Genomic DNA, 24,646 nt, shown 5'->3' with positions numbered 1-24,646 from the left:
GATATGAGGTATGTGAGACCTTCGTATTACGATGCGTTCCGGTGCGCTGCGGATGCGTGCCCGTCCACCTGCTGCGAGGGCTGGCAGATCGTGATCGACGCGCAGTCCCTCAAGCGGTACAGGGACTATACAGGGGACTTTGGCAGGCGGATGCAGGGCTGCGTCTCCTGGGAGGAGGGCGTGTTCCGGCAGCGGGACGGCCGGTGCGCCATGCTGGATGACAGCGGGCTGTGCGACCTGATCCGGGAAAAGGGGGAGGAGGCGCTGTGCGAGACGTGCAGGCAGTATCCCCGCCATGTGGAAGAGTTTGAGAATGTGCGGGAGTACTCCCTGTCTCTCTCCTGCCCGGTGGCCGCCCGCATGATCCTGGAGGAGACGGGTCCCTTCTCCCTCCTGACAGAGGACACGCCGGAGGAGGAGTGCTTTGAGGAGGGGTTCGACCTGCTTCTCTACACAAGGCTGGCAGACGCAAGGGAGGTGCTCTTTGCGCTTTTGCAGAAGCGGGAGCTCCCGTTTGAAAAGCGGGGGGAGATCTGTCTCGCCTTTGCGGGAGACCTGCAGGAGTGCCTCGAGGCGGGCGATTATTCCGGGATGGACGAGGAGATCCGCAGGATGCAGGAAGCGGCGGAAAAGCCGGGGATATCCGGGCAGACGGATCTGATCCGGCCTGCGAAGGACAGGTGGATGCGCCGCAGCCCCGGGCATAAGCAGCGGGAGAGGGAGCGCAGGCTTCTGTGCAGCCTGGAGAGGCTGGACCCGGCCTGGGACGACCTGATGGCGGACGAGCGGCGGTTTCTCTCATCCTGCAGCGGGGAGGAGTACCGGGAGCTGCGCGGGGCGTTCCTTGAAAAGACCGGGCTGGATGAGCGGTTGCCGGAGAAGCTGGCTGTGTTTTTTATCTACACGTACTTCTGCGGGGCTGTCTACGATGACTCCATCCACGGGAAGGTGCTGCTCGCGCTGTTTAGTGCAGACTGGATCCTGGAGCTTCTCATGGCGCGCCGGTATCTGTACGGGGAGGAGCCGGACGGGGCGGCCTTTGTCCGGATGGCGTACCGCTGGGCCAGGGAGGTGGAGCACTCCGATGAGAATCTGCTGGCCCTGGAGGATTATTTCTGGGACCTGACCCATCCGGGGCAGTGAGGCGGCTTTGATAAAAGACAATGTGAAAAAAAGCAGCGGGCGCTGCGCAGGAAGAACATTCCTGTGCGGCGCCCGCTTTGCTGTCAGCTGGCGGTGCCGGCCGTGTCCGCGGCAGTTCCCGCGCTGCCGGCCCCGCCGGATCCGGTGTCCGCAGCAGGGGCGGCTGGTGAAGAGACGGAGGAAGGGGTTCCTGTCTCGTCTCCCTGTGTGACGGAGGAACAGCAGGGCGTGCAGAAGGCGCAGTCCTTTTTCAGCTTCTCCTCGCATTTGGGCGGGCCCAGTTCCAGCGGCTTGATCTCATAGTCCAGCAGTTCGCCGGACACGAAATCCATGCAGATGGTGTCCTCATCCGGTACGATGCTTCCCTTCGGCACAGACGCCCTGCCCTTGTTGGGGAACAGGTACTGTGAGAAGTACACGCTCTTGATATAGACGCTGATCCCCAGAGTGAGGGACGGGGCAGACGGGTCAAAGCTCAGGATCCGCGGGATGGCGATCATGTTCAGGCCCTGGCGCAGGGCGTTGTTCGTGGTGGAGAAGCCGATGTAGTTGATCACCGGCTCGCTTACCGCGGCATCCCTGTAGGAGAGCCCGTAGGGCGCAAAGATCTCGAGTTCCACGCTGGACGGGTTGGTCTCGTCGTCCAGGTACTGGCTGTCCGCTGTGTCGGATGCCGGCGGGAGATAGACGGCTGTCTCCGTGAGCGTGTTGATCAGCCTGCCGGAGCAGTCGTAGATATTGACCGCGAAATTGACGGACAGGTTGGTGAGCGTCACCAGATAGCAGTTGGGCCGTCCGGGGATGGGGCTTACGGTCGTGCCTGCCCCCGTGCTGCCAAACGTCACATCCAGGATCTGGGCGGAGGCTGACAGGGGCGGATTGCCTGTGATGGTGCCGGTCAGAGGGATCTCCCGGCAGAGGTTGATGCCGATCTCATCATAGACGACCGGGGCCAGGAGCGTGAGCGTGTCCGGCGTCCCGCAGACCGGGTTGGTGCACACATCGATACAGTCCGCGTGGGTGGTGATGCCGGGGCTGACATAGCGCCGTTTCCCGGAACATCTGCAGTTCTTGGGAATATATTTTGCCATATGAGTAGACCTCTCTTTTTTGTTCTTCAGTTTATTTTATGCGCGAGATGTCTTTCTGTTCGGGAAATCCCATATACATAGACAAAGACGCACCGGGAGCGTGGAGAAGGAATGGACTGTGTGCTGCAGACGAAGGACGGGCGCAGGGCGGCGCTGTACAGCGCGGGAGGCAGGCTTTTATTTGTCTGGCTGCCGCCGTTTGGAAGATATGGGAGGGGCTTTGACAGAAGGATGGAGGCGGGGGCGGCGGTGCTGGCGGAAGACTGCCTGTCCGGGCCGGCCGCCTGTATGCGGGGGGACAGGATCTGCTGCGCGTATGTGCAAAGGACCGGGGAACTGGTCTGCGGGGTGTTCCCTGCCGGGGCGCTGCGCCCCGGCATGAGCCGGCAAAGTCAGCTGTTCCCTTACCAAACCTGTCCGCCGCCGGAGATGTCCGGCGCAGACAGCGCCAGGGCGGGGCGCATCCTGCACCCCTTCCTTTTTCCGGCCGGGGAGGGGGCGGGACTGCTTTTTCTGGAGGAGACAGAGGACGGCGGGGGGAAACGCCGGAGGCTGTGGCTTGGGTTTCCTTTTGCGGCCGGGGCGGATCGGTGCGGAGTGGTTGCCGGGGGAGACGGTTCCCTGGATTTCGAGGCGGCCGGGCTGGAGACGGGGACGGCGCTGGCCGTGACGGAAGCGGGCCAAAAGACAAGGCGCTTTGTCTGGGACGGGGAGAGGTTCCGCGGCCTGGCGGATCCCGGGGAGGAGGCCGCGAAGGCCCGCCGGCAGCAGGAGGAGCAGCTTGCAAAGGTCCGCCGGCAGCAGGAGGAGCAGCTTGCAAAGGCACGCCGGCAGTACGAGGAGCAGCTCGCCCAGGTCCGCCGGCAGCAGGAGGAGCAGCTTGCCCGGGCCGGACGGCAGTACGAGGAATTGGCCCGGGTGACCCGTCAGCTCCAGGAGGCGGGGCGGAAGTGGCGGGAGATGCATTTTGAGGAGATCTGAAGGGCGGGAGCCGGCAGCTCTTTATTGTTGTGAAAAGTGTATAATTGCGGTAAGATAAAAACAGTAAAATCCGGAGCAGGGAGACAAAAAGATGAAATCAGTATTTATTTCCAGTACATTTAAGGATATGCAGGCGGAAAGGGATCTGCTGCATGAAAAAATATTCCCGCGGCTCAGGAGGATGGCTGCAGAGTACGGGGAGGATGTGCAGGAGCTGGATCTCCGCTGGGGCGTGGATACGGCGGACATGACGGAAGAAGAGAGCGGACACATGGTGCTGAAAGTCTGCATCGATGCGATCGACCGATGCGTTCCTTATATCATTGTGCTTCTCGGGGAGCGCTACGGGTGGATCCCCGGGGATGAGATTGTCGCTTCCGCAAATGACATGCGCGTGGATGCGTACTATCAGCCGGGAATGAGCATCACTAATCTGGAGATCCGGTACGGAGCGCTGCGGGAGAAAAGCGATCTGGAACACTGTGTGTTCTGCATGCGCGGTCCGTCCGTGATCGGAGAGATAGACCCGGAGTACCGCAGCATTTATGAAAGCGAAAGTGAAGAGCACAGGAGGAAGTTGTCTGATCTGAAGGCGGCCATCCGGGGCATGGAAGATGCAGTTGTGCTCGATTATGAGGCGAAATGGGACAGAGACCGGTGCAAGATCAGCGGACTGGATACATTTGGCGAAGAGCTGTACCGCATTCTTGAGCAGATGATCCGCAGGGAGTATAAGGATTTCAGGGAAACCGGCTGGCAGGAGCGCGTATTGCTGGAAATAAAGCGGACAAAAGAGCAGTATCTCTCCTCCTATGTGGAGAGACCGGTCGAGGAGGCAGGTGTGTGCCGGAACATACAGGCTGCCGTCTTCCTGCAGGGATCAGCGGGCCTGTCGTGCAATCTGGTGAAAGTAAAAGGCGCGGCCGGAACCGGGAAAAGCGCGCTCATGGCTGCCTGCGCGCAGAGACTGGAAAAGGCCGGTTATCCGGTTATCCTGTATTTCGCAGGGAACCCGGGATGCCAGAACCCGGATCTGCTGAAGCAGATGCTGATCTGCGGGCTGGAGCGCATCACGCAGTCTCCCCACAGGGAAGACGGGATGACGTTGGATGAGAGATTATCTGAACTGGATACGGAAGCAAAAGACAGGAAAGTGATCTGTTTCATCGATGCACTGGATCAGTTGTATGAAAAGGAGAAGGAGCCGGAACTGGACTTTGTCCGGATCTGTCCCCACCTTATCTTTGTGGTGTCTTCTCTGGATGATTTTGCGTATACCGTGCCGGTCGGGAAGACGATATTTCCGTGGCTGACAGAGGTGAGGGAACTTACACGGTCCGGGCAGGAGCAGGTGATGCTCCGCACAGCCGGCAGACGGGGGAAGAAGCTGGACGATGTCCTGATGGGGGATATCGCGGCGAAAGAAAGCAGCAGCAATCCCCTCTATCTGTCCAGTATCCTGCAGCGCTTTTTTATGATGGACGGGAAAGAATTCGGGGAGGCAGAGAGACTTGCCCCGGGAATGGACGGCATCCACTGCTATATGGAAAAGCTTTTGGCCGGAATGCCGGACAGACAGGAAGACATGGTGCTCTATCTCCTGAAAGCGGCAATGGACCATTTTGAGGCGGAATATCTGTATGAGGTACTGTGTCTCATCACCCTGTCCAGATCCGGGTTAACAGAGACGGAGCTTTCAGATCTTCTGAGAACCGAAGGGAAGGCATTCGCCCAGATCAGGTTCCAGCAGCTTGCCTCCTATCTTTATGAGGCGTTTGTGCAGAAAGAGGACGGGAAGTGGACGTTCCGCCACCGCCTTTTCAGGGAAGCCCTGCAAAGGCAGATGAGCGCGGAAGAAAAAGAGAGGTGCATGGAGAGCTTTGTTCAGTATGCAAAAGAAAACAAAGCGTTTCTAAAGCAGGAAGGGTTCTATTATGTCCTGGAACAAAAGAGCAGGTTCGGCGGTGAGATCCTGGAAGACAGCGGCGGATTTGAACCGGACCGGCTGGGCGGAGCGGTCGCGGAGCTGGCAGAGCGTGATCCGTCATATGAACTGTATTTCCTGGAGCTTGCAGACGCGTATCCGACGGATGCATTTGCGGCATTCTGGCAGGAGAAATTCGGGAAATATGCATACCGGAAGCAGACCGCGCTCTTTCATATCCGGATGCTCCGGAAACTGAGCGGGATGAAAGAGATCAGCGGTGCGATCAGATGCAGATGCCTGAAAAAAGCAGCGGACTTCTATGCGGGGCGGAAGGAGTATGGGCAGGTCAGGCAGTGCATCAGGGACATGGAACAGCTGCTGGACAAACTGCCGGAAGCGGAGAGAGAACTTCAGACAGCGGTCATGTACAGAATAAAAGCAACGGTTTCTTCCCTCGCTGATCAGGATATGGCGGGATCAATGGAATACCAAAAGAGCGCGCTGGAACATTTGGAGCGGGCAGAGCTGCGCAGGCCGGAAGACGAAGAGATCTGTTATCAGAAAGCAAGGGTCAAAGAGGATCTGTATTGGGATTATGCGGATACAGAACAGAAAACCCGCCCGGAGATACTGGAATCTTCCCTGCAGGATATCTTAAGGAATAAGAAAGATCTTGATCATTCGGATCTGGCGAGACAGCGGATCGCAGTGCTCGGAGACCTGGCCGTATGCTACTGCGACAGGGCTGGCGGACATTTTGATGAGAGACGGTCCCGGTCTTACGCAGATGAAGCGCTGAAACTGGCGCGGGAGCTCGTGAAGAACTATCCGGCTGTGAACAACATGCGTATGCTGGTCAGGATCCTCAGGCAGGTGGCTTATGCCGCGGGGACAGATTCCAGATATCCGTTTGACCAGGAAGCATATCAGTATTGTAAGAAAATGTATGAAAGCTGCGGCACGCTGGATGCGAAGGAAGGGTATGCGCGGCAATGCTGGGCAGCAGGGCTTTCCGCAGCTGTGGCACAGAAGCCAGATGTCAGAAAGATGTATGCGGAAGCCATCCGCCTCTATGGGGAACTGGCGGAGGAATGCCCGGAAGAGCCGGAGTACCGGCGCTTTTTCTCCAAATGTAAATTGGAGATCATGCAGTTTGAACTGGAGTCTGACGGCAGCCGTGATGTGTGCGAGAAGATCCTGAGCGAGGTCCGTCCTGTAGCGGAAACCCTCCTGAAAACGGGACCTGACCGCTATATTTATGACGCCTTTGAACTGCTGGCAGATGCGTCTGCCAGCCTGGACCGGTTTTCTGAAATGGAGAGGGACGCCCGGATCATGGCGGATGCGTCATCCCGGCTTTTTGAAAAGAAACCGGCAAAATGGAACCGGCGGCGCCTGTTTAAGAGCCATGTCTATCAGGCGCTTGGGTTATATCATAACGGGAAAGACCCGGAACCTGTCCTGGAGGCTGCGTACCGGGAGTACAGGGAACTGGACGAAGATGCATGGGCGGAACAGAAGGTTCTGGCACATCTGCTCTATGATATGTATATACAGGTCCTGCTTGAAAAGCGGGCTACGGACCGTGCGGCAGAGCTGTACCGGGAACGGAGAGCCCTGAAGGCTCCGGATCATCCTCGCAGTTACGCTGCCATGTGGCGGCAGGCCGCACGCTCATATTATGACAGGACCGTATTGCAGTGGGAGGAAAGCGCTCCGTCCGCCGGTGAAGTGGACTGGAGTCTGCTAAGCGCGGCCCTGCATGAGGATCAGAGAAAGAAGAAATATCTGGCAGGGCGCGTCGGCGACAGGATACGCAAGGGGGATTTTACATACCTTCCTCAGATCATACGGAATTGCTTCCTGGCAGGGGAGTACGAACTCGCGGCGGATTACCTGGAGAAGATGGAGGAAAACGGCTGGAGTGGGGGCGATGGAGAGGAGCAAAGGCTGCTGCGCGTGCTCTGCAGATTCTTCCTGTTGGAAGGAGAAAGCGATCCGGAAAAACAGAAATCTCTGGGAAAATCTGTAAAAGAGATGCGCTTTTACCAGGAATTATCCGGAAAGGCAGAAAAAGAAACGGATCCCTTTGGATCGCTTGTACGGTCTGCCGCAGACGAGGCCATGCTTTTTGCGGCAGAGGGGAAGGAGAAGGGGGAACTGCTGGGACGTCTGCTGAAGTGCGTTTCGTTCGGTACGGATGCGGATCCGCTCTTTGGACAGGCACGGCACAGGAGCAGGGCGCGGATGGCAGAGCTCCTGAAAGAAAAGGATTTTTTTGCGGATATCCCGGCGGAAGACATGGCAGCCCTGGGCAGGAAGCTGGATGAATTTGTCGGCAATCTTGGCACGGCTGCCGGGAGGATGAAGATCAGGATAAACATTGCGGACCGGCTCCGCGCCAGTGAGCAGGAAGAATACCGGGATATGGCCGGAGCGTATTACAGAAAAACCTTTTATAAAGAATGGAACCATCCGAAACAGATGACTGTGGAAGAAATGCAGATGGGAATGTATGCGTACGAGCAGATGGTGTGCAGTGGAAGCATTCTGCAGGACGAGTGGAAAGAACAGTACGTGGCAGTGCTGCTCGAATACTACGAAAGGACAAGAGATGAGAATGTATGGGAGAAAATCCTTGAAGATCCGGAGTATCTGAAAAGGATGAAGTTTCAGAAACAGGTCCAAATGAGGGCAGTGCTGCGCAGGCATATGTCGGAAGCGGAGAAGGAGTTATTTGACCGGATGCTTGAGGAAAAAGGGAGGGAAGAACTGGCCGCTGTCGAAAGGGAACTGGCGGAGGAAGTGAAATAGGGAGGGAGACAGGTCGTCTCCCTCTCGCTTTGCGGGGTACAGAACCGGTATGAACCGGCAGTCCCGCGCCGTCCGGTCATGCGGTACGGCGATCTATATGATCAGCCTGCACAGGCAGGTTGTCAGCTGTTTTGTCCGGCGGCTTTCCCGGCAAATTCCGTATTTACAAGCGCTTCGTAGGGCGCGCGTTTTTCCAGCTCCCCGGAGTCTTCCAGGATATCCTGCAGAAGATCGAAGCTCTCCTCGGAGAAGACGAGGGAGTCCGGCCATGTATCCTGCTCGTAGTAGCGGCTCACGATGGTGGTGATGGTCTCCAGGTCCGTCTCCTCAAACTGCGGGGCAATGATGGCAGCGATCTCTTCCGGCGTGTGGGCGGCTACATAGTCCATCCCCTTCTGGAGCGCGTCTGTGAAGCCCTGGATCGTGTCCGGGTGCTCTTCCATATAGCTCTTTTTTGCAGAAAAGGCAGTGTAGGGGACGTAGCCGCTGTCCGTTCCCAGGGAGGCGACCACGTAGCCGCGGCCCTCCTGCTCCAGGCTGGTGGCGCCCGGCTCGAACTCGACCGTGAAGTCTCCTTTTCCGCCTGCAAAGGCTGCTGCAGTGGAGCCGAAGTCAATGCTCTGGTCGATGGTCAGATCGTTTGCGGGGTCCATCCCATTCTGCCTGAGAATGTACTCAAAGACCATCTCCGGCATGCCGCCTTTGCGGCCGCCGAGCACGAGGTGCCCGTTCAGGTCTTCCCAGGAGAAATCTTCCATCGGCTCCCGGGCCACAAGGAAATTGCCGGCTCGCTGGGTGAGCTGGGCAAAATTGACCACGTAGTCGTTGGCCCCCTCGTTATACGTATAGATGGAGGCTTCCGACCCCATAAAACCGATGTCAGCCTCGCCGGAGAGCACCGCCGTCATGGTCTTATCTGCGCCAAAACCATTGACAAGAGTGAGATCGATCCCCTCTTTGGCAAAATAGCCCTCCTCGATGGCTACGTACATAGGCGCGTAGAAGATGGAATGCGCCACCTCATTCAGTACGACATCCACAGATTCCTTTTCCCCGGGATCCGACCGGTCCTCCTCCCTGCCAGGCGCGCATCCGGCCAGAAGGGACGCGGCCAGCAGCGCCGCGAAAAACATGTGTAACAGACGCTTCTTCATAAGATCCTCCCTAAAACAATTTGTGGTATAGTATATGCAGAAGGGAAAGAAGTGCCAGCAAAACACACAATTACACACCAGTTGATGTAATTCCGGACGTAACACTTTTAAAAAGTGTTACGTCCGGAATTACAATTAACAGACAACAATAATCCGTCTTGGAGTCGTCTGCGGCGGTATGCTCATGGTGGCTGCCGTGTAGTAGACAATGAGGAGATGTCCGCCGAGGCTGCAGCCAAATGGCTGGCCGTTGGAGGTCAGGATCTGTGTGGAGGGCGCCAGGTTCAGCTTCAGTGTCTGGTCCTCCGAAAGCAGATCCCCGTCGAACCAGCCGGCGTAGATCGTCTCATTGGAACTGCGGCGGCCGATGATCACGGCCTGATACTCAGGCGGATACACGAGGGGGATCGCCACGTTGCTGTCGTAAAACGCGGTCACCGCCATTCCCGGCCGCAGGCGCACCTCCTGGATCACGTAGGTGGAGGGGCTGACAATGAAGACGGAAACGCCGTTTTCATTTACAACGGATACCTGCAGGGAGCAGCAGTCCGAGGAGAGAGGCGTGACGCGCTGGACGATGCCGCTCACCGGGACGAGGGTCTGAGTTGCCATAAGGATCAACATCCTTTTTTCTTTACCATATGCGCGGGCGGAAGCGGATGTGCCCGCCCGCTGTCTACTCCTCTTTGCGTGCCTTTTCCGGCGGGAATTTCGGCGGCAGGTACTGGTAGGCGTACAGATCCTGGTACGACTGCCGCTCCGCCTCTGAGGCGGGCAGGGACGGGATCAGCCCCGTGCATTCATGGGCGGACGCCGCGCCGGAGAGGTAATCGAAGGAATCGATGATCCGCCGGTTTTCCTCTGCGGCTTCCCGGGCCGTCTGCTTTTTATTCTCAGTCATGGAAACACACCTCCTGATTTGATAAATAGCAAAAGATACGTTATAATAATTGCCGGACAGATGAAAACTTATACGTTTGGCCTGCGATTTCCTTCGGTCGGGGAGACGGCAGGCGCGCCGGAAAAAGGAGAACAGACACAATGGAAGTGAAGATCGACACACATACCCATACACTTGCCAGCGGACATGCCTACAACACGATCCGCGAAATGGCGGCCATGGCAAAGCAGAAGGGGCTGGAAGGGCTTGCTATCACGGAACACGCGCCCAAAATGCCGGGAAGCTGCGGGCTGTACTATTTCCAGAACCTCTCCGTGGTGCCGAGGCACATGGCGGACCTGCGCCTTCTCTTTGGCGTGGAGCTGAACATTCTGGATGCCGAGGGGACTGTGGATCTGCCGCCGGAGACGATCCGCGGTCTGGATCTTGCCATCGCCAGCATCCACCCGCCCTGCTACGGGAAAAGCGGCGGGCGCGCGGAGAACACAAGGACCTATGTCAACGCCATGCATCTGGATTATGTAGATATCATCGGGCACCCGGACGACGGCAGGTACGCCCCGGACTACGACGTCCTCGCGCGGACGGCGAAGGAGACAGGCACCCTCCTTGAGATCAACAACTCCTCCCTGCGGCCGGGCGGTTTCCGGGAAAACACCCACGACAACGCCCTGGAGCTGCTTGCGTGCTGCAAAAAGTACGGCACTATGATCACGCTCGGAAGCGACGCCCATGTGGACATGGACATCGCCAGGACGGACTACTCAGCCAGACTCCTTGCAGAGGCGGGATTTCCGGAGGAACTGGTGGCCAATACGTCCTGTGAAAAGCTCCTTTCAAATCTGAAAAGAAACAGGCGGCAGACGCGGTAAGCGCGCTTTATGATTTCACCGCTTTAAAATCTTTCAGCTATTCTATGGACTTTATAAATTTAGTGTGCTAAAATAAATACAATGAATTCGTTTCGGAGGAGAGAATAAATATGAGCAAGAAGATCAGAACCGAGGCGGTCGACTATCTCTTTAGCGCCATACTGAGTCTGAAAGATAAAGAAGAATGCTATATTTTTTTTGAAGATATCTGCACCATCAACGAGCTCCTTTCGCTGTCCCAGCGGTTTGAGGTGGCGAAGATGCTCCGGGAGCACAAGACATATCTGGAGATCGCCGAGAAGACCGGCGCGTCCACCGCTACCATCAGCAGGGTAAACCGCTCGCTGAATTACGGGAATGACGGGTACGACATGGTGTTCGAGCGGATCAATCCGAAAGAAGAAGAGCAGAAATAAAAAGAAGATTGCGGAACAGACCCCGCAATCTTCTTTTTGTATCGTACCGTCTATTTACTTTTCTTCTCCGGCTCAGGCATCTGATCGATGAGCTTCTCCATGAGCAGCTTCTTCACATACACGTCAAAGGCGAGGCTGCAGATAAAAGAAAAGAGCTGCAGCGCTTCCCGGTCCCCGGCGGGCGCGTCCTCAAATGTCCCGGAGGCTGTGTGGTACATCTTTGCGATATCCTTTGCAAGCTGGTCGATCCGGGACTTCTCAAGGCTGCATACCTCCTCGTACACGGACGTGATGTCAAAGGCCTCGCCGTTGTGGAAGTACTTCTCCGTGAGGGGCGCAAGCAGAGTCTCAATGTCCCTGATGGAGAGGATGTTCTTGAAATAGTAGATAAAGATCAGGACCAGCACGTGCTCCTTGGAGTATTTCTTCTTCACCGGCGGCGGAAGGAGATTGTTCTTGGCGTAGTTGTTGATCATGGTCTTTGTCAGGATCTTGTCCTCGCCGTGCCGGCGGGTGGAGCCGAGCTGGCTCTCCATGAATGTCGTGACCTGGTCCATGTACAGGTCGATATTTGGAATATCCTGCGGCTTTACATAGTCGATCCGGGAGATGCTCTGCAGGATGCTGTTCAGCATGTCCTTTGTGTCAATTGTCATAAGTTCACCACCTCAACAAACCTATTATATAGTATTGAAAACCAGATGACAAGAGCGGTGCGGGAATGTTTTTTGAATATATTTTCCGCCTATCTCTTTTGAGAGAAACGGAAATCTGGTATAATAGCCACAGTGCAGTTAGGAACAAGGAGGTTGCAACGTGGAAGACAGAATAGCCATGCTCATCGACGCGGACAATGTGTCTCCGAAATACATTGAGCCCATTCTGGATGAGCTCTCAAAATACGGGAATGTGACATATAAGAGAATATACGGCGACTGGACAAGCACCAACAATGCCGGGTGGAAGGAGGAACTCCTCAAGAATTCCATCACGCCGATCCAGCAGTTCAGCTATACCCACGGGAAGAATTCGACAGACTCAGCCATGATCATCGACGCCATGGACATGCTGTACACAAGCGAGCTGGAAGGCTTCTGCCTTGTGTCCAGCGACAGCGATTTCACAAAGCTGGCCAGCCGCCTGCGCGAGAGCGGCAAGACGGTGATCGGCATGGGCGAGAACAAGACGCCGGCGCCTTTCCGGAAAGCCTGCGACATCTTCACCGTGCTGGAGCTTCTCCTGGAGGACAGCACAGGTGAAAACGATGCGGTGGCAAGAGGACAGATCGAGGAGGCCGTGATCCGCATCATAACAGAGAATGAGAACAACGGCAGGGAGACCGGTCTGGGCGAGGTGGGGAGCCGCCTTGTCAAACTGTACCCGGATTTTGACGTGCGCCGCTATGGGTACAGCCTGCTTTCCCGTTTCCTGGAGTCCTTCCCCAAGCTGAAGCTTATCCAGTCCGGCTCGCAGATCACGGTGACCCAGTTTGAGGACAGGAGCAGGAAGGAGAGGCTGGAGGAGTTCATCCTCAAGCAGATCAAGGACAGCGGGAAACACGGCATTTTCCTGAGCGTTCTCGGAAACCGCATCCGCAACAAGTTCGGGGATTTCAAGGTGAGGGATTACGGCTTTTCCCAGCTCAAGCAGTATATACAGAGTTTTCCGGGCGTCCATGTGCTGGACGACGGGGAGCACAACCGGGTGATCTACAGCAAGAAGGACGAACATAAATGAAGATAGAAGGACTTTTCGATCTCCAGGTCATGATGTTTCTGCTCATGGCCGTGGGGGTCATTTTGCGGAAACTAAACATTGTTCCAAGGGAGGGGACGGCGGTCCTGACGGATCTTGTGCTGGATCTGATCCTGCCCTGCAACATCATCTCGGCGTTTTATATGCCCATGGACCGCTCCGTGCTCATCGCGGAGGCGGAGATCCTCGTGATCTCCATCCTGATCCAGATCTTCTGTACGTGCATCAGCGGGATCCTGTACCGCAGGGTGCCAAAAGGGAAGCGGATGGTCCTGCAGTACGCCACGGTCTGCTCCAATGCAGGCTTCCTTGGCAACCCGGTGGCAGAGGGGCTGTTCGGCTCTATCGGGCTTTTGTACGCGTCCTTCTACCTGATCCCGCAGCGGATCGTCATGTGGTCTGCGGGGGTCTCCTATTTTACCGACTGCCCGAGCAGAAAAGAAGTGCTTAAAAAGGTCGTCCGCCACCCCTGTATTGTGGCGGTCTACATCGGGGTGTTCCTCATGCTGACGCAGATCCGGCTGCCCGGCATCGTGAGCTCGGCCATCGACAGCATCGGCAGCTGTACGACGCCGCTCACCATGATCCTCATCGGCACGATCCTGCTGGATGCGGACCTGCGGCACATCCTGACAAAGCTTACGGCTGCGTACACATGCATCCGCTTTGTGCTCATCCCAACCGTGGTCCTGGCCGGCTGCCGTCTGGCCGGCGTGGACTCCCTGGTGGCCGGCGTGTCCGTGATCCTGGCAGCGATGCCGGCCGGCACGACGACCGCGATCCTGGCTTTGAAGTATCACGGGGACGAGGAGTTCGCCACCCAGTGCGTGGTGCTCACGACGCTCCTGTCTGTGGTGGCCATTCCGGTCTGGAGCATCATCATCCATACCGTATTTCCGACATAAGAAACGCTGCGCGGCGCAAAAGACCGTGCAGCGTTTCTTTTTTTTGTACTGGCGACAGGGATCAGTCTGCCACCGCGGCAAGTTCCCGGATGGAGGCGATGGAGGCGGCGGGAGCAGCGGCCTCTCCAAAGCCGTAGGCGGCGTGGATAAAGGGGATGCCGGCCTGCGCGGCAGCGGCCTCGTCGCCCGCTGTGTCGCCCACATAGCAGGCGCTGCCGGCCGCATTGCGCTCCAGGATGAGGCGGATGTTCTCGCCTTTTGGCCTCTTTGTGTTCCCAAAACATTCGATGTCCGTGATATAGGGCGCAAGTCCCGTCTTGCGAAGAAACAGCTCGATATAGCCGCTCTGACAGTTGCTGACGATAAAGAGCCGGTGGCACCGGGACAGATCCTGTATGGCCCCGCAGACGCCCGGATAGAGGGGCGGCGTATCCAGCCGGTCCAGAAAGACATCTTCCCAGTGGCAGCAGACCTCCATCAGGGCCTCCCTCTCAGACACGGGCAGGTGGGGGAAAAGGTCCTCGGCGATCACGTCCATCGTCTTTCCGAATTCCTGTTTCAGCTGCTCGCCGGTAATGCCGGCCGGGGGAAGTCCAAGCTGCGCGGCGGCATAATTCCATGCGTCTGCGACTGTTTCGGTTGTGTCCCACAGGGTTCCGTCTACATCAAAGATTATCGTTTCATATTTCATAGCAAAATCCTTTCCCGGAATTGAAAACTTCCATTCCAGTCTAACATATACTTTCGTATTTGGGGGAGGAAAGTTATAAAAATTTAACAAATGGCTTAGTTGACTGTAAAAATCCCGCCCGCTATAATGAGAACGGAAAAGGACGTGAATGAATCTATGCTTCAGATCAGAGATATCTGTAAGGAATACCGGACGGGAAGCCTGGTGCAGAAGGCGCTTGACCATGTGAGCCTGAGCCTGCGGGACAACGAGTTTGTGGCCATTCTCGGGCCCAGCGGGTCGGGCAAGACGACCCTTCTCAACATCATAGGCGGGCTGGACCGGTACGACAGCGGGGATCTTATTATCAACGATGTCTCAACGAAAAAATATAAGGACAGGGACTGGGATTCCTACCGGAACCATACGATCGGCTTTGTCTTCCAGAGCTACAACCTGATCACCCACCAGACGATCCTGGCAAACGTGGAGCTGGCGCTTACCATCTCCGGCGTGAGCCGGGCAAAACGCCGCCGGCTGGCGGTGGAGGCGCTGGAGAAGGTGGGGCTGGGAGAGCAGATCCACAAAAAGCCGGGCCAGCTCTCCGGCGGGCAGATGCAGCGGGTGGCCATCGCACGGGCCCTCGTCAACAACCCGGACATCCTGCTGGCCGACGAGCCCACAGGCGCCCTGGACAGCGAGACGAGCGTGCAGGTCATGGAACTGTTAAAAGAGGTGGCCAGGGACCGGCTTGTCGTCATGGTCACCCACAACCCGGAGCTGGCGGTGGAATATGCCACCAGGATCGTGAAACTCAAAGACGGGCGGATCCGGGAGGACTCAGATCCGTTCGTGCCGGAGGAGAGCGGCATGGGGGAGCCGGAGCACCGGAATCTGGGAAAGACCTCCATGTCCTTCCTGACGGCCCTCTCCCTGAGTTTCAATAACCTGCGGACCAAGAAGGCCAGGACGATCCTCACTTCTTTTGCCGGCTCCATCGGCATCATCGGGATCGCCCTTATCCTGGCGCTCTCCACCGGGGTCAATACGTACATCAACAACATGGAGGAGGAGACCCTGTCGGAGTATCCGCTGGAGATCATGAGCACGGGGTTTGACATGACCTCCATGCTGCTCACATCTGGAGGCGGCGGGGAGTCGTCCGGTGACGTGAATGTCATCAACGTGGCGACGGATATGTTTTCCAAGATGGACTCCAACGACCTGGGCTCCCTGAAGGCGTATTTTGACAGCGGCAAAAGCGGCATCGAGGACTGCACAAACGCCGTGGAGTACAGCTATGATGTGACGCCCCAGATCTACCGGGTCGGGGACGGGAAGGTGCGCCAGGTGAACCCGGACCATTCCTTTGACGCGCTGGGGTTCGGCTCTTCCAGCAGCTCCAGCAGCCTCATGTCCACCATGATGAGCACGGATGTCTTCTACGAGATGCCGGAGAACCCGGCGCTCTATGAGGGGCAGTATGACGTGAAGGCGGGCAGGTGGCCGCAGGCATACAACGAGTGCGTGGTCGTGCTCACGCAGGGCGGGAGCGTCAGCGACCTGATGCTCTATGCGCTGGGGCTCAGGGATCCCCTGGAGCTGGATGAGATGGTGCGGCAGTTCATCGACGAGGAGCAGGTGGAGACAAAGGAGGACAGCCGCGCCTACACATACGGGGATATCCTTAGCACCACCTTCAGACTGGTGGACAGCACGGATTACTATACCTATGACAGCCAGTACCATGTGTGGACGGACAAATCAAGGGATGAAGCCTATGTGAGAAATCTGGCGGAAAACGGGGAAGAGCTGAAGATCGTCGGCATCGTACAGCCGGCGGAAGACGGGAACGCCATGATGCTCTCTGCCGGCATCGGCTATCCGGCCTCCCTGACGCAGCACGTGGTGGAAAAGGCGGCAGAGAGCCAGATCGTACAGGACCAGCTTGCGGATCCGGGCACGGACGTCTTTACGGGGAAACCGTTCGGGGAAGTAAGCCAGGGGGACCTGGATCTGGGAGAGATGTTCGGCATCAACGAGGAAGAGCTGGAAAACGCGTTTTCCTTTGATTCCACGGCCATGACGGCGGGGCTGGAGGGCGGTCTTGACCTGTCCGGCCTTCAGGGGGCGGGAAGCGGATCCCTCGACCTGTCCGGCATGATCGATCTGGAGCAGATCGCGCAGCAGCTTCCGGAGATGGAGGGCTTTGACCTGTCCCAGATCAGCGGCGCCCTCAACCTGGACGTCTCATCGGAGCAGCTTGGCGCCATGGCGGGCGGGCTTCTTGACGGCTACCTCGCCTATGCGGCCCAGGATCCCTCCACAGACTACGCGAACCTGGGGGAGGCGCTCCTTGCCTATCTGAATACCGGGGAGGCCCGGCAGGTGCTGGCGGACCATATCCGGGAGATCATAGAGTCATCCGGCCTTTCCGTCACGCCGGAGCAGCTTGGGGATCTCGCAAAACGGATCCTGCAGGGATTCCTTGCATACGCGCAGGGACAGGGGATGACGGACCCCTCCCAGATGGACGCCTACCTGGAGGCCTACCTCCAGACCGGGGAGGCCCAGCAGATCGCGCAGCAGTGGGTGGATGAAGTCTTTGCCGGAGGCGCGCAGATCAGCATCACCGGGGAGCAGCTTGAAAAACTGGCACAGGAGCTGGCGGCAGGCTACCAGTCCTACGCGGCGGCCAACGGCCTGCCGGACCCGTCAAAGATGCAGGACAGCTTCCTCGCCTACCTGGGCACGGACAGCGCCCGGGAGCAGCTTGCCCAGGGCATGGCAGGCCTGCTGGACACAGAGGCGCTGGAGCAGCAGCTGACAGGCGCTGTGGAAGACTACATGCAGACCGTTATGGAGAGCGGGGCCGCCCAGTCGCTGACCGGACAGATCACCGCCGCAGTGCAGGCCATGATGGCGCAGATCTCGGAGGGGCTTCAGTCCGCCATGCAAAGCGCGGCCGTTCAGATCGGCAGCAACATTGAGAACGCCCTCAGCCTGGACCCGGAGGCGTTCCGCAACGCCTTTGAGATGAACATGGACGGGGAGCAGCTGACGGAACTGCTCCTGTCCATGGAGACATCCGGGACCGCCACCAGCGACAGCAACCTGCGCGCGCTGGGGTACGCGGACTTTGACGAGCCGTCGGGCATCAGCATCTACCCGAAGGATTTTGAGAGCAAGGACGAGGCCGTGGGCATCCTGGACGCCTACAACAGCCGCATGGAGGCGGAGGGGAAGGAGGAGCAGGTCATCACCTACACGGACATGGTGGGAACCCTGATGAGCTCAGTCACAAACATCGTGAACGTGATCAGCTATGTGCTCATCGCCTTTGTGGCCATCTCCCTGATCGTCTCCTCCATCATGATCGGCGTCATCACGTACATCAGCGTGCTGGAGCGCCGCAAGGAGATCGGCATCCTGCGGGCCATCGGCGCCTCCAAGCGGAACATCTCCCAGGTGTTCAATGCAGAGACGTTCATCATCGGCGCCTGCGCGGGGCTGATCGGCATCGGGCTGAGCCTGCTCCTTCTGATCCCGGGCAACGCCCTGATCCACTACCTGGCCGGCTCCGACGATGTGAGCGCGGTGCTCGCTCCCGGCCCGGCTGTGATCCTCATCCTGCTGAGCATCCTGCTCACGCTGCTCGGAGGTCTCATCCCGTCCCGGAAGGCGGCGGGCAGCGACCCGGTGACAGCCCTGCGGGTAGAGTAATAAAAGTATAAACAAAGGAAAATAAAAAGGATATATCTGCTGTGAGCGGTGCGTGCCGCAGGCAGATATATCCTTTTTTGTGCGTTCCATACATCCTATCTGATGTGCCGCTTGATGGCCTCGAAGCTCTCGGAGCTGATCACATGCTCCATGCGGCAGGCGTCGGCCGCAGCCGTGTCAGGATCCACGCCAAGCCGGATGAGCCAGGTGGAGATGAGCTGATGCCGCTCGTAGATGCGGTCGGCGATCTCCCTGCCGGAGCGGGTAAGCGTGATGTACCCCTCCGGAGACACCTCGATGTGCCCGCCCTCCCGCAGCTTTTTCATGGCCACGCTGACGCTGGATTTCTTGAAGTCCAGTTCATTGGCAATATCCACGGCGCGCACGACGGGGTGCTCCCTGCTCAGGATCAGGATGGTCTCCAGGTAGTTCTCGGCAGATTCGTTTGAGTTTGTGTGCATCGTCTTCACCTCGCTTTATCCGTCTTCCCTTCCGGCGGGGAAGAAAGGTACGTTCTCATAATATAGCAAGTATACCACAGAAGGCCGCGGCTCGCAAACCGAAATCAGCGGCAGTTTTTTTGCGGAAAGGAATTGACAAACAAAGAGAGTTAGTCTATACTACCTAGTGTTAGATGAGCATAATAATAGTTAGAAAAGACTTTTGTCAGGAGAAAGATAGAAGAGGAGGACGATGCAGGATGACTTTACTGGATGCCGAAGAGGGAAAGGAATATATTGTCAGGGACATCGGAACAGATGACGAAGAACTGGAATCCTTTCTTTTTTCACTCGGCTGCTACAGCGGGGAGCCGATCACAGTTGTGTCCCGGATGCGGGGCGGCTGCGTGGTCTCCATCAAAGACGGGAGATACAACATCGATACTGATCTGGCGCAAGCTATATCAATATAAAACAGCAGCTTCTAATGGAAAGCAGAGATGAAGGAGGAGAATCGTATCATGAGAATTGCGTTTGCCGGAAACCCGAACAGCGGGAAAACGACCATGTACAATGCGCTCACGGGAAGAAACGAGCGCGTCGGAAACTGGGCGGGCGTTACCGTGGAGAGGAAGGAGAGCCCGATCCGCAGGATCTACTGTGACGGGCGGGAGGATCTGGTGGCAGTCGACCTGCCGGGAGCCTACTCCATGTCCCCGTTTACATCCGAGGAGAGCATCACGAGCAGCTATGTAAAAAATGAGAACCCGGATGCCATCATCAACATTGTGGATGCCACAAACTTAAGCCGGAGCCTGTTTTTCACCACACAGCTTCTGGAACTCGGCATCCCGGTGGTCGTGGCCCTCAACAAGAGCGACCTCACAGACAGGAAAGGGACAAAGATCGACGAGGCGCTCCTTGCCAGGAAGCTCGGGTGCCCGGTGGTGAAGACTGTATCCACCTCTGCGGGGCACGAGGGGCTGAAGGAGGCGGTGAGCCAGGCGGCGTCCCTGTGCGGGATGGGCCAGGAAGCGCCCTATGTGCAGGAGGACATCGACCTGAAAGACAAAGCCGCGGTCGAGGCCGCGGACAGGAAGCGGTTTGACTTTGTCAACGGCATTGTGAAACAGGTGGAGCAGAGGAAAGTCTTCACGAAAGACAAGAACTTCCAGGATCAGATCGACGGCGTGATCACCCACAAGATCATCGGCATCCCCCTTTTCGCGCTTGTGATCTTCCTTGTATTCTACATATCGCAGACAACCGTAGGAACCTGGATCGCAGACTGGCTTGTGGCGTGGATCGAGACATTCCAGGGCTGGGTGGGCGGCCTGATGGAGAACGCAAACCCGCTTCTGTACGCCCTCCTTGTGGACGGCATCATCGGCGGCGTAGGCGCAGTAGTCGGATTCCTGCCCCTTGTCATGGTCATGTACTTCCTGATCGCGCTTCTGGAAGACTGCGGCTACATGGCGCGGGCCACTGTTGTGCTGGATCCCATCTTCAAACGTGTGGGCCTCTCCGGTAAATCCGTGATCCCCATGGTGATCGGAACCGGCTGCGCGATCCCGGGCGTCATGGCGTCCCGCACGATCCGCAACGAGAGGGAGAGAAGAACGACAGCCATGCTGACGCCCTTCATGCCATGCGGCGCCAAGATCCCTGTGATCGCCCTGTTCGCCGGCGCCTTCTTCGCGGACGCCTGGTGGGTGTCCGCCACCATGTACCTGGTGGGCATCGTGCTTGTGCTTCTGGGCGCGCTGCTCGTCAAGAGGATCACCGGACAGAAATACCGCAAGTCCTTCTTTATCATTGAGCTGCCGGAGTACAAGATCCCCAGCCTGAAGCGGGCCTGCGTCTCCATGCTGGAGCGCGGCAAGGCGTACATCATCAAAGCCGGGACCATCATCCTTGTGTGCAACACGGTGGTCCAGATCATGCAGACATTTAACTGGCAGTTCCAGCTTGTGGCGGAGGGAGCCGAGGACACATCCATCCTGGCCAGCATCGCGCATCCCATCTCCATCCTGTTCATCCCGCTCGGCTTCGGCGTATGGCAGCTTGCTGCAGCGGCTGTGACCGGCTTTATCGCCAAGGAGAACGTGGTCGGCACGCTGGCTGTCGTGTACGGCGTCACCAACCTGATCGACACGGATGAGCTGGCCCTGGTGGGAAGCGGCAATGAAGTGGCGACCGTGATGGGGCTTACGAAGGTGGCAGCCCTTGCCTACCTTATGTTCAACCTCTACACACCGCCCTGCTTCGCGGCCCTGGGTGCGATGAACTCTGAGATGAAGAGTTCAAAGTGGCTGCTGGGCGGCATCTGCCTCCAGCTGGCGACAGGCTACACGGTAGCCTTCGGCGTATATCAGATCGGGACGTTTGTGACGACAGGGTCTCTCGGAACCGCCTTTGTGCCGGGACTGATCGCGGTCCTCGTGTTCGCGGCGGTGATCATCTGGCGGATCCGCATATCCGACCGGGAATTCGCACAGACCTATAGTCTGCACAGCGCACATACGGCATAGATATAACTAAGAGCAAAGTGACAGTGGACAGAGCAGGAAAGGCTTTGTCCACTTCCTGTATGTATGATAAACTGAGACAGTAGAAAGGAAGGAACAGACATGACAGCAGCAGACGTGATCGTAGCGGCCGTCCTGGCCGTCATTCTCGGGGCCGCCGTGACCTATATCGTGAGGGCGAAAAAAAGAGGCGTCAAATGCATCGGGTGTCCGGCGGGCGGCAGTTGCCACGGCGGCGGGAACTCCTGCAGGGCGTGCGCCTGCCAGTCGCAGAAAGAGGAGGGGCAGACCGGCGGCGGGGAGGACGGCGCGGCGTAAATGCATCTGGAAAGCCGGGGGAAACTGTGGTATGATAGTCCTTACCGATAAAACGAAACCCGTCATACCACAGAAGCCAAAGGAGAGAACATGAGCATTTACGATACGCTGAACGAGCAGCAGAGACAGGCTGTGTACCATACGGAGGGCCCCCTCCTGATCCTGGCCGGGGCCGGATCAGGCAAGACCCGCGTCCTCACCCACCGGATCGCCTACCTGATCGACGAGAAGGGCGTGAATCCGTGGAATATCCTGGCCATCACCTTCACAAACAAGGCGGCCGGGGAGATGCGGGAGCGGGTGGACCAGATCGTGGGCTTCGGCTCCGAGAGCATCTGGGTGAGCACTTTTCACTCCACCTGCGTGCGCATCCTGCGCAGGTTCATAGACCGGCTTGGATTTGATACGAACTTTACCATCTATGACACAGACGACCAGAAGACGCTGATGCGGGATATCTGCAAGCACCTCCAGATCGACACGAAGATCTACAAAGAGAGGAATCTTCTGGCCGCCATTTCTGCTGCCAAAAATGAGATGGTCACCCCGCAGGAGTACCGCCTGCGCGCCGAGGGCGACTTTGGCCGGCAGAAGATCGCCTCCGTCTACGAGGAGTACGAGAAGCAGATGCAGGCCAACAATGCCCTGGACTTCGACGACCTTCTCGTGAAGGCAGTCCAGCTCTTCCAGACCCAGCCCGACGTGCTGGACTACTACCAGGAGCGGTTCCGCTACATCATGGTGGACGAGTACCAGGATACGAACAGCGTGCAGTTCCAGTTCGTCAGCACCCTGGCGGCAAAGTACAGGAACCTGTGCGTGGTGGGGGACGACGATCAGTCCATCTACAAGTTCCGGGGCGCGGATATCGGAAACATCCTGAACTTTGAAAAGGTATTCCGGGACGCCTGCGTCATCAAACTGGAGCAGAACTACCGCTCCACCTCCACCATCCTGGACGCGGCCAACGCCGTGATCCGGAACAACCGGGGGCGCAAGGAGAAGACGCTGTGGACCGAGAACGGGCAGGGGGAGAAGATCGAAGTGCGCCAGTTCGACTCCGGGTATGAGGAGGCGGAGTACATCGTAGGGGAGATCCAGGACAGCGTGCGCGCCGGGGAGGGCTCCTACAATGAGAACGCCATCCTCTACCGCACCAATGCCCAGTCCCGTCTCTTTGAGGAAAAACTCGTGTCCGCCGGCGTGCCCTACAAGCTGGTGGGCGGCGTCAACTTCTATGCCAGGAAGGAGATCAAGGATCTGCTGGCCTACTTAAAGACCATCGACAATGCGAAGGACGACCTGGCTGTGCGGCGCATCATCAACGTGCCCAAGCGGGGCATCGGCCTGACAAGCGTGAACCGGGTGCAGGAGTATGCCCTCCGCAAAGAGATCGGTTTCTACGAGGCGCTCCTGTGCGCGGATCTCATACCGGGCATCGGCAGGGGTCTGGCGAAGCTGGAATCGTTTGCCGCCCTCATGGAGCATTTCAAGGCGGAGGCGGCCGGGAAGGGTATCCTGGAGCTTCTGGAGGTGATCCTTGACGTGACCGGCTACATCGAGGACCTGAAGAGCGAGGGAGAGATCGAGGCGGAGGCGCGGATCGAGAATATCGAGGAGCTGAAAAACAAGGCCGCGGACTACGAGGAGAGCTGCCGGGAGCAGGGCGGGGAGCCGACACTGAGCGGCTTCCTGGAGGAAGTGGCCCTTGTGGCTGACGTGGACAGCCTGGATGAGAACAGCGACTACGTGATCCTCATGACCCTCCACAGCGCCAAGGGGCTGGAGTTCCCACACGTCTATCTGGCAGGCATGGAGGACGGCCTTTTCCCCAGCTATATGACAGTCACCTCGGACAATCCCGAGGAGCTGGAGGAGGAGCGGAGGCTCTGCTACGTGGGCATCACCCGCGCCATGGAGAAGCTGACCCTCACCTGCGCCCGCAGGCGGATGGTGCGCGGGGAGACCCAGTACAACAAGATGTCCCGCTTCCTGAAGGAGATCCCCCTGGACCTTCTCTCCACCGGCGCAACGTTTGCGGCCCAGGAGAAGGAGGAGGAACCGCGCATCCAGACGTCCTGGCAGCAGGCCAGGCAGGCCTTCCGCACAAAGGCCTTCGCGTCGCCGAAGCCGGTGCAGCAGTTTAAAGTGGCCGGCGGGAACGGGCCGGGCTATGATGTGGGGGACCGGGTGCGCCACGTGAAATTCGGAGACGGCCTTGTGACCGCCATCGTGGAGGGCGGCCGGGACTACGAGGTGACCGTGGAATTCGACCGGTTCGGCACGAAAAAAATGTTCGCTGCATTTGCAAAATTGCAGAAAATATAGGGGCTTACATACAATACGAAATGATTTTTCTGAAAATTTCACACAAAAAGAAGTAGTAATATGCACGGGAAGGTGTTATAATAAGTCCAACAGATTATACTTGCAGTACAAGCATAAGAAAGGATGTGTGGGAAATATGAGCAAGGTAGAGGACATCATTGCAGCTACAAAGCTGAACGAGCTGATCCGCAGGAAAGACGAAGACGACAAGACCTGCAGGACCGTACTCTGGGTGCTGGCGATCGTAGGAGCCATCGCGGCAGTGGCGGCCATCGCGTATGCGGTATATTGCTTCTTTACCCCCGATTATCTGGAGGATTTTGAAGAAGATTTTGACGATGATTTTGACGATGACTTCTTTAACGAAGAAGACGAGGTGTAAGATCAAAGCGGAAAAGAGGAGACAGGACATCGGATGTTCTGTCTTTCTTTTTGCCATAAAGAAAAGAAAGACAAGGAGTTTACGATAGATGAAAAAAGGACAGATACTGGAGGGAACAGTAGAGAGAGTGGATTTTCCCAACAAGGGGCGGGTGCGCATCCCCGGCGAGGACCGGGAGGTGACTGTAAAGAACGCCATCCCCGGACAGAAGGTACAGGTCTGCGTGAACAAGATCCGCGCGGGGCGGGCGCAGGGAAGGCTCCTGGAAGTGCTGGCCCCCTCCCCGCTGGAGATCCCC

General features: G+C 57.5%; 20 protein-coding genes and 1 pseudogene. 14 read left to right on the top strand and 7 right to left on the bottom strand.

All coding sequences use genetic code 11. The annotated features are described in order from the left end of the window. Nucleotides 1-3 precede the first annotated feature (3 nt). On the top strand, nucleotides 4-1,143 hold the full coding sequence (gene fliB, locus H6A20_RS05645) for a flagellin lysine-N-methylase (RefSeq protein WP_204906173.1): 1,140 nt from the start codon (nucleotides 4-6) through the stop codon (nucleotides 1,141-1,143). Between the two features lie 83 nt (nucleotides 1,144-1,226). Here the strand turns inward: fliB and H6A20_RS05640 are convergent, their stop codons facing one another. After that, the gene (locus tag H6A20_RS05640; protein WP_204906172.1) at nucleotides 1,227-2,234 is read right to left on the bottom strand and encodes a hypothetical protein; all 1,008 of its coding nucleotides are present in this window, start codon (nucleotides 2,232-2,234) and stop codon (nucleotides 1,227-1,229) included. 111 nt (nucleotides 2,235-2,345) lie between these two features. On the opposite strand from H6A20_RS05640, the gene H6A20_RS05635 reads away from it, so the two are divergent. Together H6A20_RS05635 and H6A20_RS05630 are read left to right on the top strand one after the other, a co-directional pair. Beyond that, on the top strand, nucleotides 2,346-3,215 hold the full coding sequence (locus tag H6A20_RS05635) for a hypothetical protein (RefSeq protein ID WP_204906171.1): 870 nt from the start codon (nucleotides 2,346-2,348) through the stop codon (nucleotides 3,213-3,215). 91 nt (nucleotides 3,216-3,306) lie between these two features. Continuing rightward, on the top strand, nucleotides 3,307-7,956 hold the full coding sequence (locus H6A20_RS05630; protein WP_204906170.1) for a DUF4062 domain-containing protein: 4,650 nt from the start codon (nucleotides 3,307-3,309) through the stop codon (nucleotides 7,954-7,956). 122 nt (nucleotides 7,957-8,078) lie between these two features. Here H6A20_RS05630 and H6A20_RS05625 read toward each other — a convergent pair whose 3' ends face one another. From H6A20_RS05625 to H6A20_RS05615, 3 genes are all read right to left on the bottom strand, one after another. Further along, the gene (locus H6A20_RS05625) at nucleotides 8,079-9,110 is read right to left on the bottom strand and encodes an ABC transporter substrate-binding protein (RefSeq protein WP_204906169.1); all 1,032 of its coding nucleotides are present in this window, start codon (nucleotides 9,108-9,110) and stop codon (nucleotides 8,079-8,081) included. A gap of 135 nt (nucleotides 9,111-9,245) precedes the next feature. After that, the gene (locus H6A20_RS05620) at nucleotides 9,246-9,722 is read right to left on the bottom strand and encodes a hypothetical protein (RefSeq protein WP_204906168.1); all 477 of its coding nucleotides are present in this window, start codon (nucleotides 9,720-9,722) and stop codon (nucleotides 9,246-9,248) included. Between the two features lie 64 nt (nucleotides 9,723-9,786). Then, the gene (locus H6A20_RS05615; protein WP_204906167.1) at nucleotides 9,787-10,011 is read right to left on the bottom strand and encodes a hypothetical protein; all 225 of its coding nucleotides are present in this window, start codon (nucleotides 10,009-10,011) and stop codon (nucleotides 9,787-9,789) included. 140 nt (nucleotides 10,012-10,151) lie between these two features. Between H6A20_RS05615 and H6A20_RS05610 the strand changes: the two genes are divergently transcribed. Then, nucleotides 10,152-10,883, top strand: a complete 732-nt coding sequence (locus tag H6A20_RS05610; protein WP_204906166.1) for a phosphatase — start codon at nucleotides 10,152-10,154, stop codon at nucleotides 10,881-10,883. A gap of 110 nt (nucleotides 10,884-10,993) precedes the next feature. Further along, nucleotides 10,994-11,299, top strand: a complete 306-nt coding sequence (locus H6A20_RS05605; protein ID WP_204906165.1) for a YerC/YecD family TrpR-related protein — start codon at nucleotides 10,994-10,996, stop codon at nucleotides 11,297-11,299. Between the two features lie 50 nt (nucleotides 11,300-11,349). On the opposite strand, the gene H6A20_RS05600 is transcribed toward H6A20_RS05605, so the two are convergent. Further along, nucleotides 11,350-11,955: a DUF1836 domain-containing protein gene (locus H6A20_RS05600; protein ID WP_204906164.1), complete on the bottom strand. Its 606-nt coding sequence runs from the start codon at nucleotides 11,953-11,955 to the stop codon at nucleotides 11,350-11,352. Between the two features lie 160 nt (nucleotides 11,956-12,115). On the opposite strand from H6A20_RS05600, the gene H6A20_RS05595 reads away from it, so the two are divergent. Further along, nucleotides 12,116-13,036: an NYN domain-containing protein gene (locus H6A20_RS05595; RefSeq protein WP_204906163.1), complete on the top strand. Its 921-nt coding sequence runs from the start codon at nucleotides 12,116-12,118 to the stop codon at nucleotides 13,034-13,036. After that, on the top strand, nucleotides 13,033-13,959 hold the full coding sequence (locus H6A20_RS05590) for an AEC family transporter (RefSeq protein ID WP_204906162.1): 927 nt from the start codon (nucleotides 13,033-13,035) through the stop codon (nucleotides 13,957-13,959). Before H6A20_RS05595 ends, H6A20_RS05590 begins: the two co-directional genes overlap by 4 nt. Before the next feature lie 61 nt (nucleotides 13,960-14,020). On the opposite strand, the gene H6A20_RS05585 is transcribed toward H6A20_RS05590, so the two are convergent. Next, nucleotides 14,021-14,650 (bottom strand): HAD family hydrolase, encoded by a 630-nt coding sequence (locus H6A20_RS05585; protein ID WP_204906161.1) that lies wholly within the window; start codon nucleotides 14,648-14,650, stop codon nucleotides 14,021-14,023. A gap of 156 nt (nucleotides 14,651-14,806) precedes the next feature. Between H6A20_RS05585 and H6A20_RS05580 the strand changes: the two genes are divergently transcribed. Next, nucleotides 14,807-18,352 (top strand): ABC transporter ATP-binding protein/permease, encoded by a 3,546-nt coding sequence (locus H6A20_RS05580; protein WP_204906160.1) that lies wholly within the window; start codon nucleotides 14,807-14,809, stop codon nucleotides 18,350-18,352. 95 nt (nucleotides 18,353-18,447) lie between these two features. Here the strand turns inward: H6A20_RS05580 and H6A20_RS05575 are convergent, their stop codons facing one another. Further along, nucleotides 18,448-18,813, bottom strand: a complete 366-nt coding sequence (locus H6A20_RS05575; RefSeq protein ID WP_204906159.1) for a metal-dependent transcriptional regulator — start codon at nucleotides 18,811-18,813, stop codon at nucleotides 18,448-18,450. A 239-nt stretch (nucleotides 18,814-19,052) separates the two neighbouring features. Between H6A20_RS05575 and H6A20_RS05570 the strand changes: the two genes are divergently transcribed. The 6 genes and pseudogenes from H6A20_RS05570 to H6A20_RS05545 all read left to right on the top strand — a co-directional run. Continuing rightward, complete coding sequence (locus H6A20_RS05570) at nucleotides 19,053-19,265, top strand: FeoA family protein (protein ID WP_204906158.1); 213 nt, start codon at nucleotides 19,053-19,055, stop codon at nucleotides 19,263-19,265. A 48-nt stretch (nucleotides 19,266-19,313) separates the two neighbouring features. Continuing rightward, on the top strand, nucleotides 19,314-21,323 hold the full coding sequence (gene feoB / locus H6A20_RS05565; protein ID WP_204906157.1) for a ferrous iron transport protein B: 2,010 nt from the start codon (nucleotides 19,314-19,316) through the stop codon (nucleotides 21,321-21,323). A 99-nt stretch (nucleotides 21,324-21,422) separates the two neighbouring features. Continuing rightward, nucleotides 21,423-21,638 (top strand): FeoB-associated Cys-rich membrane protein, encoded by a 216-nt coding sequence (locus H6A20_RS13545; RefSeq protein WP_243426142.1) that lies wholly within the window; start codon nucleotides 21,423-21,425, stop codon nucleotides 21,636-21,638. Nucleotides 21,639-21,728: 90 nt separating this feature from the next. Further along, the gene (gene pcrA / locus H6A20_RS05555; RefSeq protein WP_204906156.1) at nucleotides 21,729-23,966 is read left to right on the top strand and encodes a DNA helicase PcrA; all 2,238 of its coding nucleotides are present in this window, start codon (nucleotides 21,729-21,731) and stop codon (nucleotides 23,964-23,966) included. A 136-nt stretch (nucleotides 23,967-24,102) separates the two neighbouring features. After that, a complete protein-coding gene (locus H6A20_RS05550; RefSeq protein ID WP_204906155.1) occupies nucleotides 24,103-24,348 on the top strand; it encodes a DUF4366 domain-containing protein in 246 nt (81 codons plus the stop codon). A gap of 88 nt (nucleotides 24,349-24,436) precedes the next feature. Continuing rightward, nucleotides 24,437-24,646 (top strand): annotated as a pseudogene (locus tag H6A20_RS05545) (23S rRNA (uracil-5-)-methyltransferase RumA); the annotation flags it as partial.

Origin of the sequence: Mordavella massiliensis (genome assembly GCF_016901695.1) — a bacterium.
In the GTDB taxonomy this organism is placed as follows: Bacteria; Bacillota; Clostridia; order Lachnospirales; family Lachnospiraceae; genus Claveliimonas; species Claveliimonas massiliensis_A.
Note: the sequence above shows the minus strand (reverse complement) of the source record. Positions and strands in the feature narration are given on the sequence as shown.

Bases quoted from the DNA above. Each gene is read 5' to 3' on its own strand.
- fliB (WP_204906173.1), top strand. From the start codon at position 4: ATGAGGTATGTGAGACCTTCGTATTACGATGCGTTCCGGTGCGCTGCG.
- H6A20_RS05640 (WP_204906172.1), bottom strand. From the start codon at position 2,234: ATGGCAAAATATATTCCCAAGAACTGCAGATGTTCCGGGAAACGGCGC.
- H6A20_RS05635 (WP_204906171.1), top strand. From the start codon at position 2,346: ATGGACTGTGTGCTGCAGACGAAGGACGGGCGCAGGGCGGCGCTGTAC.
- H6A20_RS05630 (WP_204906170.1), top strand. From the start codon at position 3,307: ATGAAATCAGTATTTATTTCCAGTACATTTAAGGATATGCAGGCGGAA.
- H6A20_RS05625 (WP_204906169.1), bottom strand. From the start codon at position 9,110: ATGAAGAAGCGTCTGTTACACATGTTTTTCGCGGCGCTGCTGGCCGCG.
- H6A20_RS05620 (WP_204906168.1), bottom strand. From the start codon at position 9,722: ATGGCAACTCAGACCCTCGTCCCGGTGAGCGGCATCGTCCAGCGCGTC.
- H6A20_RS05615 (WP_204906167.1), bottom strand. From the start codon at position 10,011: ATGACTGAGAATAAAAAGCAGACGGCCCGGGAAGCCGCAGAGGAAAAC.
- H6A20_RS05610 (WP_204906166.1), top strand. From the start codon at position 10,152: ATGGAAGTGAAGATCGACACACATACCCATACACTTGCCAGCGGACAT.
- H6A20_RS05605 (WP_204906165.1), top strand. From the start codon at position 10,994: ATGAGCAAGAAGATCAGAACCGAGGCGGTCGACTATCTCTTTAGCGCC.
- H6A20_RS05600 (WP_204906164.1), bottom strand. From the start codon at position 11,955: ATGACAATTGACACAAAGGACATGCTGAACAGCATCCTGCAGAGCATC.
- H6A20_RS05590 (WP_204906162.1), top strand. From the start codon at position 13,033: ATGAAGATAGAAGGACTTTTCGATCTCCAGGTCATGATGTTTCTGCTC.
- H6A20_RS05585 (WP_204906161.1), bottom strand. From the start codon at position 14,650: ATGAAATATGAAACGATAATCTTTGATGTAGACGGAACCCTGTGGGAC.
- H6A20_RS05580 (WP_204906160.1), top strand. From the start codon at position 14,807: ATGCTTCAGATCAGAGATATCTGTAAGGAATACCGGACGGGAAGCCTG.
- H6A20_RS05575 (WP_204906159.1), bottom strand. From the start codon at position 18,813: ATGCACACAAACTCAAACGAATCTGCCGAGAACTACCTGGAGACCATC.
- H6A20_RS05570 (WP_204906158.1), top strand. From the start codon at position 19,053: ATGACTTTACTGGATGCCGAAGAGGGAAAGGAATATATTGTCAGGGAC.
- feoB (WP_204906157.1), top strand. From the start codon at position 19,314: ATGAGAATTGCGTTTGCCGGAAACCCGAACAGCGGGAAAACGACCATG.
- H6A20_RS13545 (WP_243426142.1), top strand. From the start codon at position 21,423: ATGACAGCAGCAGACGTGATCGTAGCGGCCGTCCTGGCCGTCATTCTC.
- pcrA (WP_204906156.1), top strand. From the start codon at position 21,729: ATGAGCATTTACGATACGCTGAACGAGCAGCAGAGACAGGCTGTGTAC.
- H6A20_RS05550 (WP_204906155.1), top strand. From the start codon at position 24,103: ATGAGCAAGGTAGAGGACATCATTGCAGCTACAAAGCTGAACGAGCTG.